The sequence below is a fragment of the Albidovulum sp. genome (assembly GCF_049646345.1).
Lineage (GTDB): Bacteria > Pseudomonadota > Alphaproteobacteria > Rhodobacterales > Rhodobacteraceae > Albidovulum.
Genome location: NZ_JBARVQ010000064.1, coordinates 1 through 14,201, shown reverse-complemented (window position 1 = coordinate 14,201; position 14,201 = coordinate 1). Strand labels below are relative to the sequence as shown.

The window sequence follows — 14,201 nt, the reverse complement described above, 5'->3', positions numbered from 1 at the left end:
GCCCCGACTCGTTGATGATCTGCTTGCCGAGCTCGACGTTGGTGCCCTCGAGCCGCACCACCAGCGGCACCTTGAGGCCGACCTCCTTGACCGCCGCGACCACGCCCTCGGCGATGACGTCGCAGCGCATGATGCCGCCGAAGATGTTGACGAGGATGCCTTTGACCTGCGGGTCGGAGGTGATGATCTTGAAGGCTTCCGTCACCTTTTCCTTCGTAGCACCACCGCCGACATCGAGGAAATTGGCGGGCTCGGCCCCGTAGAGTTTGATGATGTCCATCGTCGCCATGGCCAACCCTGCGCCGTTGACCATGCAGCCGATCTCGCCGTCGAGCGCGATGTAGTTCAGGTCGAACTTGGAGGCCGCGAGTTCCTTCGGGTCTTCCTCGGTCTCATCCCGCAGGGCGGCGATATCGGGGTGGCGGTAGATCGCGTTGCCGTCGAAGCTGACCTTGGCATCGAGAACCTTGAGGTCGCCCTTGGGGGTGACGATCAGGGGATTGATCTCCAGCATTTCCATGTCCTTCTCAAGGAAGGCCTTGTAGAGAAGCCGGATCAGCGCCACGCATTGCTTGACCTGCCCGCCTTCCAGCCCGAGCGCGAAGGCAACGCGGCGGCCGTGGAAATCGCTGAGGCCCGAGGCGGGGTCGACGCTGAAGCTGACGATCTTGTCGGGGGTCGATGCCGCGACTTCCTCGATATCCATGCCGCCTTCGGTCGAGCAGACGAACGAGACGCGGCTGGAACCGCGATCGACCAGAAGTGCGAGGTAAAGTTCGCGCGCGATATCGCTGCCGTCTTCGATATAGATGCGGTTGACCTGCTTGCCCGGCGCGCCGGTCTGGTGCGTGACCAGCGTGCGGCCCAGCATCTTGCGCGCCTCATTGGCGGCTTCCTCGACCGACTTGGCAATGCGCACACCGCCCTTTTCACCGGCCTCGGCCTCTTTGAACTTGCCCTTGCCGCGTCCGCCCGCATGGATCTGCGCTTTGACGACCCAGAGCGGCCCGTCGAGTTCTCCGGCAGCGGTTTTGGCTTCCTCGGCCCGCAGAACGGCGCGTCCGTCCGACACCGGCGCGCCGTAGCTGCGCAGAAGGGCCTTGGCCTGGTATTCGTGGATGTTCATCACGTGTCCCCGTTCTGGTTCGGTTTGATGCCCTTGATGGCATATGAGAGGGGGGTGACGAAATGATAAATGCGGGAAAAGCCTTTGCGGCCGGCAAAAACGGTATTTTGTGATCACAGCAGAAAATTGTGTGATCACAAAATATACCAAGGATTGGGAGGATTCGGATTCGGCGGCGGTTTATATGGGTCGCGTCAGGCGCGCCCGTCCGATGCAACGCTGCGGATCGCGGCGCGGGCTGCCGCCATCACCGGATCGTGGGTTTCCTTCAGGATCGCCACGCGGTCATAGCGATCGGGGTCGGCCATCACCGCCTTGCGCAGGGCATCGCCAAAGGCAAAGCGCAGGTCGGTGCCGATGTTGAACTTGCAGATCGTCGAGCCCTGAGCCAGCGCGCGGCGCTGGGCAAGTGGTACGCCGGAGCCGCCATGGATCACCAGCGGCACAGTTGTCACCGCTTCGATCGCGTGGATGCGTGCCTCGTCCAGCCCCGCGCTTTTCTCAAGTTGCAGATGGGTGTTGCCGACAGAGATTGCCATTGCGTCGACGCCGGTTTCGCGTGCGAAGCGGGCGGCTTCTTCCGGATCGGTTCCGGCCGAGGCCGCGCCGCCGTGATAGCCGACAAAGCCGATCTCGCCCTCGCAGGACACGCCCGCGGCATGGGCCATTTCGGCGATGGCGGCGGTTTCGGCGATGTTCTCTTCCAGCGGCTTCTTCGACCCGTCGAACATGACCGAGGTGAAGCCCGCCGCAATCGCCTCGCGGCAGTCCTCGACCGTGTAGCCGTGGTCGAGATGGACGACGACCGGCACGCTCGCCACTTCCGCAAGGTGCCGCATCATCGCCCCCAGAACCGGCAGGGGCGTATGCGCCCGGCACGAGGGCCCGGCCTGAAGGATGACGGGCGCGCGTTCAGCCTCGGCCGCCGCCACATAGGCGCGCATGTCTTCCCAGCCAAGGCAGACGAGGCCCGGAACGGCATAACCGTCACGCAGGGCAGGGCGGAGGACTTCGGAAAGTGTTGCGAGTGTCATTTGAACTTGGCCACCATGTCCATGATCCCGGGGATCGTGTGCAGCTGATCCGCATGGGTCGGCTGGAAATACTGTTTGAGGCTGCGCTGCGTCAGCCCGCCGAGGATGGTGAAATAATACATCTCATATCCCGGCAGCACGCAGCAGGGGTGATAGCCCTTGTCGATCAGCACGGTGGAGCCGTCCATGATGTGATAGGCGTCGCCCGGTTCGTTGTCCTCGCGTTGCAGCATCTGAAGGCCTGACCCGTAATCGGGGCGGAAGCGGAAATTGTAGGTCTCGTCATGGCGGGATTCATCGGGCAGCCGGTCGGTATCGTGCTTGTGGCTCGGGAAACCCGACCAGCCGCCCGCGCCGACGGTGAACAGCTCTGACACCAGCAGCCGCCCGACACGGTCGTGATACTTCGTCCCGAGGATATGCTTGATCTTGCGGTGGGTCTTGGTGTCGTCCGAGCCGTATTGCACCACATCGAGGTCTTCGGCACGCACGGCGAAAGGCTCCAGGACCTTGTCGAACTTTGCGCCCGCGATGAACACTTCCGCAGTACCGGTCAGGCAGGTGAAGCGTGCTTCCATCCCCGTCGGCACGTAGACGCCTTCCGGCTCTCCGTCCCAGACATCCTTGGTCCGGTTGCCGATCCCTTCATGTCGTTGACCGCCGACCTCGATGGTCACGCTGCCGGTCGCGGGGGCGATGCAGGTCTCGTATCCCGGCACCTGATAGGCGAAGGTCTCGCCCTGTTTCAGTTTGACGATGTTGAAGTAATTGAGTGGCACCAGCGGGTGATCGGTGTCGACGATGGGCTGGTTCTGGTTGTCATGCGGGGCGATGTGCATCGGAACCTCTCATACTGGATCGGGGCGGTCGGCGAGGAAGGCGTCAAGCTCCCCGGTCGTTGGCATGGCGGGGGCGCAACCCACGCGGGCTACGACCATCGCGGCAGAGGCCGAGCCGCGCAGGACGGCCTCGCGCACCGGGCGGCCATCGGCGAGGGCGGCGACAAAGCCGCCCATGAAACTGTCGCCCGCGCCGGTGGGTTTCAGCGCCTCTGTCCGGTAGATGCCGGTCCGGAACTCGCCATCTTGCGTGATCGTGATCGCGCCCTTTTCGCCCATCTTGTAGACGGCGATCCGCGCGCCCCCTGCGACCAGTTCCCGCGCCTTGTCGAGACCCTTGTCATAGTCCCCGGCCATGAAGCCGAACTCCACGTCATTGCCGACGATCACGTCACAAAGCGCCCCGGCGCGGGAATAGACCTCTGCCGCGACTGCAGCGGAGGGCCAGCTATAGGGCCGGTAATCAATGTCGAAGATCAATGGCAACCCGGCGGCGCGCGCCAGATCGAAGGCGCGGAAGGCGGCCGTGCGGGACGGTTCGGCGGCAAGGACGGTGCCGGTTGTGATCAGGGCGGAATAAGGGGCGTAGTCGACGCCTTCCACATTCGCGACCGTCATTTCGAAATCGGCGGCCCCGTTGCGGTAGATGACCGATTGATGATCCTCAATCCGGGTTTCGACGATGGCCAGCGAATTGCGCGCCTCGCCGCCCACCGGCGTCACATGGGTGCGTTCGATGCCATAGCGGTCAAGCTCGTTCAGGCAATAGCGCCCGATCGCGTCATCGGCGATGCGGGTGACAAGGGCGACCTTGCAACCCTGCCTGACCAAAGCCACGCCGATATTGGCCGAAGAGCCGCCAAGGCAGACCGTCATCGCCGTTGCCTCTTCGGTGCGCGCGCCGGGCGGATCGGGATAGAGGTCCATCCCTGCCCGGCCCACGATCAGAAAGGATTTGCCGGCCAGCCGTGAAAGTTCGGTCATTTTCGTTCCTCGGTCGCGGAAACTTGTTGCGCTAACATCGCCGTCACGATACTGATTTTGCAACCGGTTGCAATATGCTTGTCAGGCAGGGGTTCGAAATGGCGGAGATCGGCATCGGAATTGTCGGCGGCGGCTATATGGGCAAGGCCCATTCGGTTGCGATGGCCGCGGTCGGGGCCGTCTTTGACACGAAGCTGCGGCCCCGGCTGGAGATGATCTGCGGGTCGAGCGAGGAAAGCGGAGACCGCTACCGTGCGGCCTATGGCTTTCGGCGTGGCACCGGTGACTGGCGAAAGCTGGTGGAAGACTCCGCCGTGGAGGCGGTGATCATCGCCTCGCCCCAGTCCACGCATCGCGAGATTGCCGAGGCGGCCTTTGCGCTCGGCAAGCCGGTGATGTGCGAAAAACCCATGGGACTGGACGTTAAGGATGCCCGCGCCATGGTCGCGGCGGCGGATCGGGCGGGTGCCCCGAACATGGTCGCCTACAACTATATCCGCACCCCGGCCTCACAATTCGCCCGAAAACTCATCGCCGAGGGCGCGTTGGGCCGCATCACCCATTTCCGGGGTGAACATAACGAGGATTTCCACACCGATACCAGCGTGGCCGACTGGCGCAGTCAGGGCGAGGCAAACGGTTGCCTTGGCGATCTCGCCCCGCATGCGATCAATGCCGCCTTGGCGCTGATGGGGCCGATTGCCGAACTGAACGCGGTGATGGAGGTGGTCCATCCCGAACGCGGCGGGGTGGAGGTGACGAATGATGATCAGGTGCAGATGATGGTGCGGTTCGACAGCGGGGTCGTGGGCCATATCGGCGCCAGCCGCGTCGCGACCGGGCGCAAGATGGGCTATGCCTATGAGATCACTGGCACCAAGGGCGCGGTCCGCTTCGATCAGGAGGATCAGAACGCGCTTTGGCTCTATCACGCCGATGCAGCTCCCGCCGAACGGGGGTTCCGCAAGGTGCTGACCGGTCCCGCCCATCCCGACTATCTGCCCTTCTGTCAGGGGCCGGGCCATGGCACCGGCTATCAGGATCAGATCATCATCGAGGCGCGCGATTTCCTGATGGCGATCGAGACCGGGCAGGCGGTCTGGCCCACCTTCCATGATGGGCTGGCTGTGCAGCAGGTGGTTGCCGCTGTCAGGGCGTCACACGCGGCGCGCGACTGGCGTTGCCCGGCAGAGTTCTGAGGGCGGCGATGATCCGGATTGGCAATGCGCCCTGTTCCTGGGGTGTCGAGTTCCCCGACGATCCGCGCAATCCGCCCTGGCGGACGGTGCTGCGCGACTGTGCCGAAGCGGGGTACACGGGCATCGAACTCGGCCCCGTTGGCTATATGCCCGAGGATGCGGCAGAGCTGTCCGACGCCTTGGATGAAGAGGGGCTGACGCTGACCGGTGGCGTGGTCTTTCGCCCCTTTCACGATCCGTCGAAATGGCAGGAGGTGATGGACGGGGCGCTGCGCACATGCAAGCTTCTGGTCGCCAACCGCGCCCGGCATCTGGTGCTGATCGATTCAATCTCGCCCCGCCGCGCGCCCACCGCGGGCCGCCCGGATGAGGCGGAGCAGATGGATGCGGCCGACTGGAAGACGTTCCGCGACCGGATCGCGACGGTGGCGCGGATGGGGACAGAGGTTTATGGGCTGACGGTGTCGATCCATGCCCATGCGGGCGGGTTCATGGATTTCGAGCCGGAGCTGGAGCGGCTGCTGGACGAGATCGATGAGAGTTTCCTGAAAATCTGCCTCGATACCGGCCATCATCTCTATGCCGGGGCCGATCCACTGGCCTTCCTTCGGCGATACGCCGCCCGGGTCGCGTATCTTCATTTCAAGGATATCGATCCGGGTGTGAAGGCCGAGGTTGTCGCCAGCCGCACGGATTTCTATGAGGCCTGCGGGCAGGGCATCTTCTGCAATCTCGGCAAGGGGGCAATGGACTTTCCGACCCTTCGCCGGATGTTGGGCGAAATCGGCTACAAGGGCTGGTGCACGGTCGAGCAGGAATGCGATCCCGGCCAGGCTGCCAGCCCGCGCGATGACGCGCGCACCAACCGGCTTTATCTTCAATCTATCGGTTTCAACTAGGAGAGCCCGTCTATGACACGTCTGAACTGGGGGATGATTGGCGGAGGCGAGGGCAGCCAGATCGGCCCGGCGCACCGGCTGGGGGCTGGCCTTGATGGTGAGTTTGCCTTCGTCGCCGGCGCGCTTGACCACCGGCCCGAGGCGGGGCGGGATTACGGGCGGCGACTGGGCCTTGTCCCTGACCGCGCCTATGGTGACTGGCGCGAAATGCTGGAGGGCGAGAGGGGCCGGGCGGACCGGGTCGACCTTGTCACCGTTGCCACGCCGAATTCGACGCATTTCGAGATCACGCGGGAATTTCTGAAAGCGGGGTTCCACGTACTCTGCGAAAAGCCGATGACGATGACGGTCGGGGAGGGCGAGGAGATCGTCGCGCTGGCGCGCGAGACCGGGCGCATCTGCGCGGTGAATTACGGTTATTCAGGTTATTCGCTGGTCCGGCATATGAAGGCGATGGTGGCGCGCGGCGATCTGGGGCGTATCCGGCTTGTGTTGGCCGAGTTCGCCCATGGCCATCATGCCGATGCCGCCGACGCCGATAACCCCCGTGTCCGCTGGCGCTATGACCCGGCGCAGGCGGGTGTCTCGGCCCAGTTCGCGGATTGCGGCATCCATGCGTTGCATATGGCAAGCTTCGTGACTGGGCAGGAGGTGGAACGGCTTTCGGCCGATACTGTCTCCTGTATCGAAAGCCGTGTGCTGGAAGACGATGCGATGGTGAATTTCCGCATGTCGGGCGGAACCGTGGGGCGGCTCTGGACCTCATCGGTCGCCATCGGGCGGCAGCACGGGCTGACGCTGCAGGTCTTCGGCGAAAAAGGCGGGCTGCGCTGGGCACAGGAGCAGCCGAACCAGCTTTTCTGGATGCCGCTCGGGCAACGCTTGCAGGTGATCGAACGCGGTGAGGCGGGGCTCTCGCCGGAAGCGGACCGGACGACGCGGGTGACGATCGGTCATGCCGAGGGGATGCCTCTGGCTTTCGCCAATATCTACAAGGATCTGGCTGAAGCAATCCGGGCGCGCAAGGAGGGGCGTGACATGGATCCTTCCGCCGATCTCTATCCCCGCGCCGAGGATGGGTTGCGGTCGATGGCGGCGGTCTTTGCGGTCGCGGAGTCCGGTCAGGCAGATGGGCAATGGATCGATGCGCGGCCGCCAATGTTTCGATAGCGCCGAGGGAGAACGAATTTTCTCCGAAAATTCGACGATTTTTCGGAGAAAAATCGAGCGTCGATTGGTTAGTCTCGTTTCGGTCGGAGGGTCGCGCGTTCGATCAGCGTGCAGTCAAAATGGCGCGCTTCAGGCCTGTCACCCGGCACGTCGATTGTAGCAACGACAAGATCGATGGCAGCGTTGATGATCTCGGGGATCGGCTGGCGGATCGTGGTCAGGCCGATATTTTGCCACCCGGCCATTTCCATGTCGTTGAACCCGATAAGGCCGACATCCTCCGGCACGGCCAATCCTGCCTCCCGCAGGGCACTCAGCGCGCCGATGGACAGGACGTCGTCCCCGCAGAAATAGGCTTCGGCTGGCGGGCCGGCCGCCAAGAGGCGCTGCATTTCGGCCCGGCCCGCCTCGAAGGAATAGGCTGCCGCGTGACTTTCGCTGACTGTGATGCCCGGATGCCCTGCCATTTCCGTCGCGAAGCCCGCGGCCCGGTCCTGGGTCGAGGTCGCGCTGGCGGGCCCGCCCAGAAATGCCACCCGCTGGTAGCCGCGCGCGATCAGTGTCCGCGCGGCAATTCGTCCGCATTCGATATTGTCGATGCCGACGACATGGACATCCGGTCGCACCATGGCGCGGCCGAAGGCATGGACGACCGGCAGTCCCGCATCGGCAAAGGCCTTGGCGAAGCTTGGCGGTAAGGTCGAGGAAGCGACGATCACCCCGTCCGCAGAATATTGCCGGAGCATGCGGACGGAGTTGGCAGGGTCGGTTTCATCACTGAGATTGACGAGCAGAGGCCGCAGCCCGCGTTCCTGCAATCCGCGCGTGAACCGGTCGAACACCTCCAGAAAGACCGGGTTGTGGAAGTTGTTCGAGACAAGCCCGATCAGTTTCGTCCGTCCGGTGCTGAGCGCCGAGGCCAATGCGCTTGGCGCATAGCCAAGCTCGGACGCCGCATTTTCGACCTTGGCCCGCGTCTTCGCCGAGACGGAGGCGCCGGGGGTGAATGTGCGCGATACGGCCGAGGTGGAGACTCCGGCCCGTTCTGCGACGTCCCTTAGTGTTACGGGCATATTCAAATCGGCCTGGCTGTTGTTTCGCCGAACGATACCGGTCTGCCTTCAGGTTGAACAGATTGGTTGGCAGAAAACCTGCAACGGGTTGCCACGGCAATTTTCCACGAAAACGGGCCTTTGCGGTGATTCTTTTCTGCAACATTGGCGGCTGGCGTGACCTTCGCAACCGGCGGACGGTTTGTTCCGCGAAGTCCCGTGTTAACCTTTTGCGATAAGTGGCCGGGTGGGCCCGAAAACAAAAAAATTGGGGTGGAACTATGGGCAGTGCGGGGGCACGCCGCGGCACCTATATTGTGCCGCTTGCGCAGGTGGAGATCGATGGTGTCCGGGGGGCTGGGCTGGAAGCTTTGGCGGTCGGCTCGGTCTTGCGGTTGCTGGGTGATCCGATACGTCTGGGCGGGGCTCCCGAAGGCGAGATCTTCGACATTTTCGATGGCGGAGGCGAATTGCGCGCCCGGGCGCGCCGGTCCGCGGTGCGGTTCTTCGGACCCTTGCTGGGAAACCGGTCGCGCGGTGTCACGGAGGCGTCCGGCGACAGCATGCAACCGCTGCGGGGCCTCGTGCTGACGGATGGGCGCGCGAACTATCCTCTTGGTGTGATCGAGACCGAAAGGCGCGGCGTGGTTCTGGCGTTTCCGGCTGGATTGCCGCCCCTGACGGTCGATCTTTTTGTCTCTGATCAATCGGCCGAGGCTTTGCCCGCAGACCCGCCGGGTGCGCGCGGCGGTGTCATTTGTTTTACCGGCGGTACTCTGATCGCAACGCCGGACGGGCCGCGCCCTGTCGAAGCCATCCGGCCCGGCGACCGCATTTCCACCCGCGATGACAGCGCGCAGGAAGTGCTCTGGACCGGATCGCGCCGGATGAGCGGGGCCCGGCTCTACGCGATGCCGCATCTCAGGCCCGTGCGCATCCGTGCCGGGGCCATGGGCGAGGACCGGCCGGAATTCGATCTTTTGGTTTCGCCCGAGCACAGGATGCTGGTTCGCGGTGCGCGGGCGCGCGCGCTTTTCAGCGAGGATGAGGTTCTGGTGGCGGCCCGCGATCTGATCGACGGACAGCGGATCGTTGCCGAAACCGGGTTCAGAGAGGTGACCTATTTCCACCTTCTGACCGAACGTCATCAGGTAATCTGGGCGAACGGCATGGAGACCGAGAGTTTCCATCCCGCAGCCGCCGATCTTGATCTGATGGAGCCGCATCAGCGTGCTGCGCTCTTCAACACGCTGCCGGATCTGGAGCGGGACCGCCATCTTTACGGAGAATATGCCCGTCGCAGTCTGTCGGCGCCGGAAGCGGCGATCATGCGGTACGAGGCCGCCTGACAAAGACGACGTGCATCTTCACACCAGATGGGCACCGCGCGATTTAGCGGCGCATGAGGCGTTGACTCTGCTGGTCCGGGCGCTATAAGCCGCCCGTCCCGGGACGAAAGCGCCCGGGCATTTCATTGGTGTTGGTGGCCCCCGCAAGGGGATGCCTGTCGCCCGAGGTCCCGGATCAGGTCCGGAACGACGGAAAGGACAACGCCCTTCATGGCCCCGGATCAGGTCCGGGGCGCCCAAAGAAGGAGATCAGCGGTGACCAAACGCACCTCTGCCAAGTACAAAATCGACCGCCGGATGGGCGAAAACATCTGGGGCCGTCCGAAATCCCCGGTCAACCGCCGCGAATACGGCCCCGGCCAGCACGGCCAGCGCCGCAAGGGCAAGCTTTCCGACTTCGGTACGCAGCTGCGCGCCAAGCAGAAGCTGAAGGGCTATTACGGCGATCTGACCGAAAAGCAGTTCCGCCGCATCTACGGCGAAGCCGAGCGCGTCAAGGGCGATACCGGTGAGAACCTCGTCGGTCTCCTGGAGCGCCGTCTGGACGCGGTCGTGTACCGCGCCAAGTTCGTGCCGACCATCTTTGCCGCACGCCAGTTCGTGAACCACGGCCATGTGACCGTGAACGGCAAGAAGGTGAACATCGCCTCTTACCGCGTCAAGGAAGGCGACGTGGTTGCCGTCCGCGACAAGTCACGCCAGCTGGCCCTCGTGCTCGAGGCTGTCGGCCTCGCCGAGCGTGATGTGCCCGACTATATCGAGGCTGATCATTCCAAGATGACCGCGACCTTCGTGCGTACGCCGGCCCTCGGCGATGTGCCTTACGCGGTGCAGATGGAACCGAACCTCGTCGTCGAATATTACGCGAAGAACTAATCCGCCCCAGCGGCAGGATCCGGTTTTCAAGGGGTCGCGGCACTGCCGCGGCCCCTTCTTGTTTGGCAGGAAAACTATTCGAAACGGCCTTAGTTCATCTGTTGGTTATCAGATGACCGTGAGTCGGCGGTGAGTGGTTTCCAGATGAAAACCATGCAAATTATTGACAGGACATAGGCAAACATTGTTAGGCCTGCGGTTGGGTCGCTGTCGAAGAAGACGAATGCATTAAAAGCCATGGTCCCAAGGATTCGGTCACCGATGAAAATATCGTAGTCAGGTTGGAATGCCCAAGGGGCTGCGATCCAGACATAGGTGATCAATGCCGCTATCAAGGAAATGGGTATGGCCGCCACACCGAGTTTCGGGTTTCGGCGGTTGACAAATAGGACGGACCAAGCCGCAGCCGAGGCCATGATGATCATGTAAGCGACTTCCACAATCGTCATCCGCGTCCAACTGTAGGTGCTGAAGGCGTTCGGACGATTCAGCACCAATACAGATTGGGGGTCGCCCGGTTCCAATCCGGGTATAACAATCCAAGTGAGATAGTCGTCCGGTGTCACCCTCTTATATGCATCTGTATTGTATTCGCTTTGCAGAAAATCCGACCCTATTGCCGCCAAGCCCACCGCGATAATGCCGATCACACTCCAGACAATCATCGCAACAAAAGCCCGCTTTCGGTCGCGACCGATCGAACGGGAGAGATGCCCGAGAAGGCCAAGTATCGAGATGAGATAGACAAGATTTAGTATGCCCAAGTTTCCCCAGAGGAAGTGAAACAGTTCATCGAACAGCCCTCCTTCGAGGTTGACCCAATCATGGTAAAGTTCAGCCAGCGGCACCGCGCCAATACAAAGAGCGGCGACCGCGAAGAATAGTTTGCTTGGATTGGAGCTGAGAAGCTTGTTCATGTGTTGCGAAACCATTGCCTGATTTTCGAGATGAGTCACGAGACTACCCTAGTGGCATCATAGCAGGGCAGATCAAGCAGCATTTTTCATACTCTGCATGGCCCTGGACCGGAGCGACAAAGCACCCTCTATTGGCGCCCGGATATCACAAAACCCACTGGCCATGCGCCCGCCTGCCCGCTAGAAAACCCCGAACAAGTCAGAGGCCGACATGACCGACCCGATCCGCCCGCAACCCGGCATCATGGAGATCGCGCTTTATCAGGGCGGGGCGAGCCATGTGGCAGGGATCACCGATGCGGTAAAGCTGTCGTCGAACGAAAACCCGTTCGGGGCGTCGGAGAAGGCGAAAGAGGCTTATGCCCGCGCGGTGCACAACCTGCACCGTTATCCCTCCACCGATCACGCGAAGCTGCGCGAGGCGATCGGCGAGGTTCATGGGCTGGACCCCGCGCGGATCATCTGTGGCACGGGCTCGGATGAGGTGTTGCTCTTGCTCTGTCAGGCCTATGCCGGGCCGGGGGATGAGGTGATCTTTACCCAGCACGGGTTCCTGATGTACCCGATCGCGGCGCGCTCGGTTGGGGCGACGCCCGTGCAGGTGGCCGAACGCGACCGCACCGTCGATGTCGATGCGATCCTGGCTGCCGCGAATGAAAAGACGAAGATCGTCTTCATCGCCAACCCCAATAACCCGACCGGAACGATGATCGGCGCGGGCGAGGTGGCGCGGCTGGCCGATGGCCTGCCGGAACAGACGATCCTTGTTCTTGACGGGGCCTATGCCGAATTCGTCGAGGGTTTCGATGGCGGCGCGGCGCTCGCGACCGAGCGGCCCAATGTCTTCATGACGCGGACCTTTTCCAAGATCTACGGGCTGGGCGGTCTGCGGATCGGCTGGGGCTATGGGTCGCAGGCGATCATCGACGTGCTGAACCGCATCCGCAATCCCTTCAACCTGTCGCATGGCCAGCTTGAAGCGGGCGAGGCGGCGGTACGCGATCAGGACTTCGTCGCGAAATGCCGGGACGAGAATGCGCGGATGCGGGTCTGGCTGGCCGAGGCTCTGGCCGAACATGGCGTGCCTTCGGACACGTCGATGGCCAATTTCATTCTGGCCCGTTTCGCGGATGAGGCTGAGGCCACGGCCTGTGACGCCCATCTGCAATCCGAAGGGCTGATCGTGCGCCGGGTGGCGGGTTATGGCCTGCCGCATTGCCTGCGCATCACCATCGGCGACGAAGCCGCCTGCCGCCGGGTGGCGACCGCGATTGCTAAGTTCAAGGGGCGGGGCTGATGGCTGTGATCTATGACCGCGTTGCCCTGATCGGGCTTGGCCTCATCGCCTCGTCGATGGGCCATGCAATGAAGAAATGGGGCCTTGCGGGCAGCGTCGTGGGCTATGCCAAGACCGAGGCGACGCGTGAGGCTGCCCTTGAGATGGGCTTTTGCGATGAGGTCTTCGTGACCGCAGGCGAGGCCGTGCAGGGTGCTGATCTGGTGGTTCTTGCCGTGCCGGTGGGCGTGATGGGGCAGGTCTCGAAAGAGATACGCCACCACCTGAAACCCGGTGCCACCGTCACCGATGTCGGTTCGGTCAAGCAGGCGGTTGTCGAGGCGGTTGGTCCGCATATCCCCGAAGGCGTCGATTTCGTGCCGGGTCATCCCCTGGCCGGGACCGAGCATTCCGGGCCGCGGTCCGGCTTTGCCACGCTCTTTCAGAACCGCTTCACGCTCCTGACCCCCGGCGATGCACGGCCCGAGGCGGTCGCGCGGCTGCGCAGCTTCTGGGAAGGCATGGGCGCGCTGGTCGAGGAGATGGAGGCCGATCACCATGACCTCGTCCTTGCCGTCACCAGCCATACGCCGCATCTCATCGCCTATACGATGGTGGGCGTGGCCGACCATCTGCGCCGGGTGACCGAAAGCGAAGTCATCAAATATTCCGCCGCGGGTTTTCGCGATTTCACCCGTATCGCGGCCTCGGACCCGACGATGTGGCGTGATGTGTTCCTGACCAACAAGGAGGCGACGCTGGATGTCCTCGGCCGCTTCACCGAGGAACTGTTCGCGTTGCAACGGGCGATCCGGATGGGCGACGGGGATGAGTTGTTCAACTATTTCACCCGCACGCGCGCGATCCGGCGCGGGATCATCGAGGCGGGGCAGGATACCGCGGCCCCGGATTTCGGCCGCGTGAAAGCGGACAAGGCTTGAGCGGGCGCATGATATCAGGTTTCGGGGTTGCTTTGGTCGCGGCCCTGTTCCTCTCGGCGGGTATGGCCGGTGCCAATGCCCCGGAGAAGTCGCCCTTTCCGATGCCCCGGCCCGCGATCAAGGCGGTGGCTGTCAAACCGGCGGTATCCCTGCTGTCGGCCTTTGCCCCGCTTGTTTCGCGTCGCCCCGAACCGCGCCCGAAAAACCTGAAGGCGCAGGCCAAGGTGCTGCGCGCCGCTGTCCGCACACAACCCGTGCCCGAGGTGACCACCGGTCGCAAGGGCTCTGTCTGTGGCGATCCGGCACTGAAGGGCAAGACCATTCCCCCGATCAAGGCCAAGCTGAAAGGCTGCGGGCTGAAAGACGGCGTCAGCCTGCTATCGGTTTCTGGCGTGGCGCTGACGCAACCGGCGGCCATGGATTGCAGGACGGCCAGGGCCTTGAAGCAATGGGTGGAGAATGGCGTGAAGCCCGCTATCGGCAAGCAGGGCGGGGGCGTTGCGGCCCTTCAGGTGGCTGCCAGCTATGCCTGCCGAGGG

At 63.1% G+C, this 14,201-nt stretch carries 14 protein-coding genes; 8 read left to right on the top strand and 6 right to left on the bottom strand.

Annotation, left to right across the window (positions count from 1 at the left end):
• The 4 genes from sucC to iolC form a co-directional block, all read right to left on the bottom strand.
• On the bottom strand, positions 1-1,126 hold a 1,126-nt coding region (sucC, locus tag WBB85_RS01585; RefSeq protein ID WP_432636873.1), incomplete at its 3' end, for an ADP-forming succinate--CoA ligase subunit beta.
• Between the two features lie 194 nt (positions 1,127-1,320).
• Positions 1,321-2,160, bottom strand: a complete 840-nt coding sequence (locus tag WBB85_RS01580) for a class II fructose-bisphosphate aldolase (protein ID WP_432636872.1) — start codon at positions 2,158-2,160, stop codon at positions 1,321-1,323.
• The gene (locus tag WBB85_RS01575; protein WP_432636871.1) at positions 2,157-2,999 is read right to left on the bottom strand and encodes a 5-deoxy-glucuronate isomerase; all 843 of its coding nucleotides are present in this window, start codon (positions 2,997-2,999) and stop codon (positions 2,157-2,159) included. The genes WBB85_RS01580 and WBB85_RS01575 overlap by 4 nt, the downstream gene beginning before the upstream one ends.
• Positions 3,000-3,008: 9 nt before the next feature.
• Positions 3,009-3,983, bottom strand: a complete 975-nt coding sequence (iolC, locus tag WBB85_RS01570; RefSeq protein WP_432636869.1) for a 5-dehydro-2-deoxygluconokinase — start codon at positions 3,981-3,983, stop codon at positions 3,009-3,011.
• Between the two features lie 98 nt (positions 3,984-4,081).
• Between iolC and WBB85_RS01565 the strand changes: the two genes are divergently transcribed.
• Genes WBB85_RS01565 through WBB85_RS01555 form a run of 3 tightly spaced genes read left to right on the top strand, consistent with a single transcriptional unit; the run spans position 4,082 to position 7,251 of the window.
• Entirely contained in the window at positions 4,082-5,182 is a 1,101-nt protein-coding gene (locus tag WBB85_RS01565; protein WP_432636868.1) for a Gfo/Idh/MocA family protein, read from the top strand.
• A gap of 8 nt (positions 5,183-5,190) precedes the next feature.
• Positions 5,191-6,081, top strand: a complete 891-nt coding sequence (locus WBB85_RS01560) for a TIM barrel protein (protein ID WP_432636867.1) — start codon at positions 5,191-5,193, stop codon at positions 6,079-6,081.
• A 12-nt stretch (positions 6,082-6,093) separates the two neighbouring features.
• A complete protein-coding gene (locus WBB85_RS01555; RefSeq protein WP_432636866.1) occupies positions 6,094-7,251 on the top strand; it encodes a Gfo/Idh/MocA family protein in 1,158 nt (385 codons plus the stop codon).
• A gap of 68 nt (positions 7,252-7,319) precedes the next feature.
• Here the strand turns inward: WBB85_RS01555 and WBB85_RS01550 are convergent, their stop codons facing one another.
• The gene (locus WBB85_RS01550; protein ID WP_432636865.1) at positions 7,320-8,324 is read right to left on the bottom strand and encodes a LacI family DNA-binding transcriptional regulator; all 1,005 of its coding nucleotides are present in this window, start codon (positions 8,322-8,324) and stop codon (positions 7,320-7,322) included.
• A 260-nt stretch (positions 8,325-8,584) separates the two neighbouring features.
• On the opposite strand from WBB85_RS01550, the gene WBB85_RS01545 reads away from it, so the two are divergent.
• Together WBB85_RS01545 and rpsD are read left to right on the top strand one after the other, a co-directional pair.
• The gene (locus WBB85_RS01545) at positions 8,585-9,652 is read left to right on the top strand and encodes a Hint domain-containing protein (protein ID WP_432636864.1); all 1,068 of its coding nucleotides are present in this window, start codon (positions 8,585-8,587) and stop codon (positions 9,650-9,652) included.
• 255 nt (positions 9,653-9,907) lie between these two features.
• On the top strand, positions 9,908-10,528 hold the full coding sequence (rpsD, locus tag WBB85_RS01540; protein ID WP_432636863.1) for a 30S ribosomal protein S4: 621 nt from the start codon (positions 9,908-9,910) through the stop codon (positions 10,526-10,528).
• Between the two features lie 89 nt (positions 10,529-10,617).
• Here rpsD and WBB85_RS01535 read toward each other — a convergent pair whose 3' ends face one another.
• Positions 10,618-11,484, bottom strand: a complete 867-nt coding sequence (locus tag WBB85_RS01535; protein WP_432636862.1) for a hypothetical protein — start codon at positions 11,482-11,484, stop codon at positions 10,618-10,620.
• Positions 11,485-11,656: 172 nt separating this feature from the next.
• Here WBB85_RS01535 and hisC point away from each other — a divergent pair, with 172 nt between their 5' ends.
• The 3 genes from hisC to WBB85_RS01520 form a co-directional block, all read left to right on the top strand.
• Positions 11,657-12,742, top strand: coding sequence for a histidinol-phosphate transaminase (hisC, locus tag WBB85_RS01530; protein WP_432636861.1), 1,086 nt, complete (start codon positions 11,657-11,659; stop codon positions 12,740-12,742).
• Positions 12,742-13,662: a prephenate/arogenate dehydrogenase family protein gene (locus WBB85_RS01525; protein WP_432636860.1), complete on the top strand. Its 921-nt coding sequence runs from the start codon at positions 12,742-12,744 to the stop codon at positions 13,660-13,662. Before hisC ends, WBB85_RS01525 begins: the two co-directional genes overlap by 1 nt.
• A partial coding sequence (locus WBB85_RS01520) for an extensin family protein (protein WP_432636859.1) occupies positions 13,659-14,201 on the top strand: 543 nt, incomplete at its 3' end. The genes WBB85_RS01525 and WBB85_RS01520, both read left to right, overlap by 4 nt.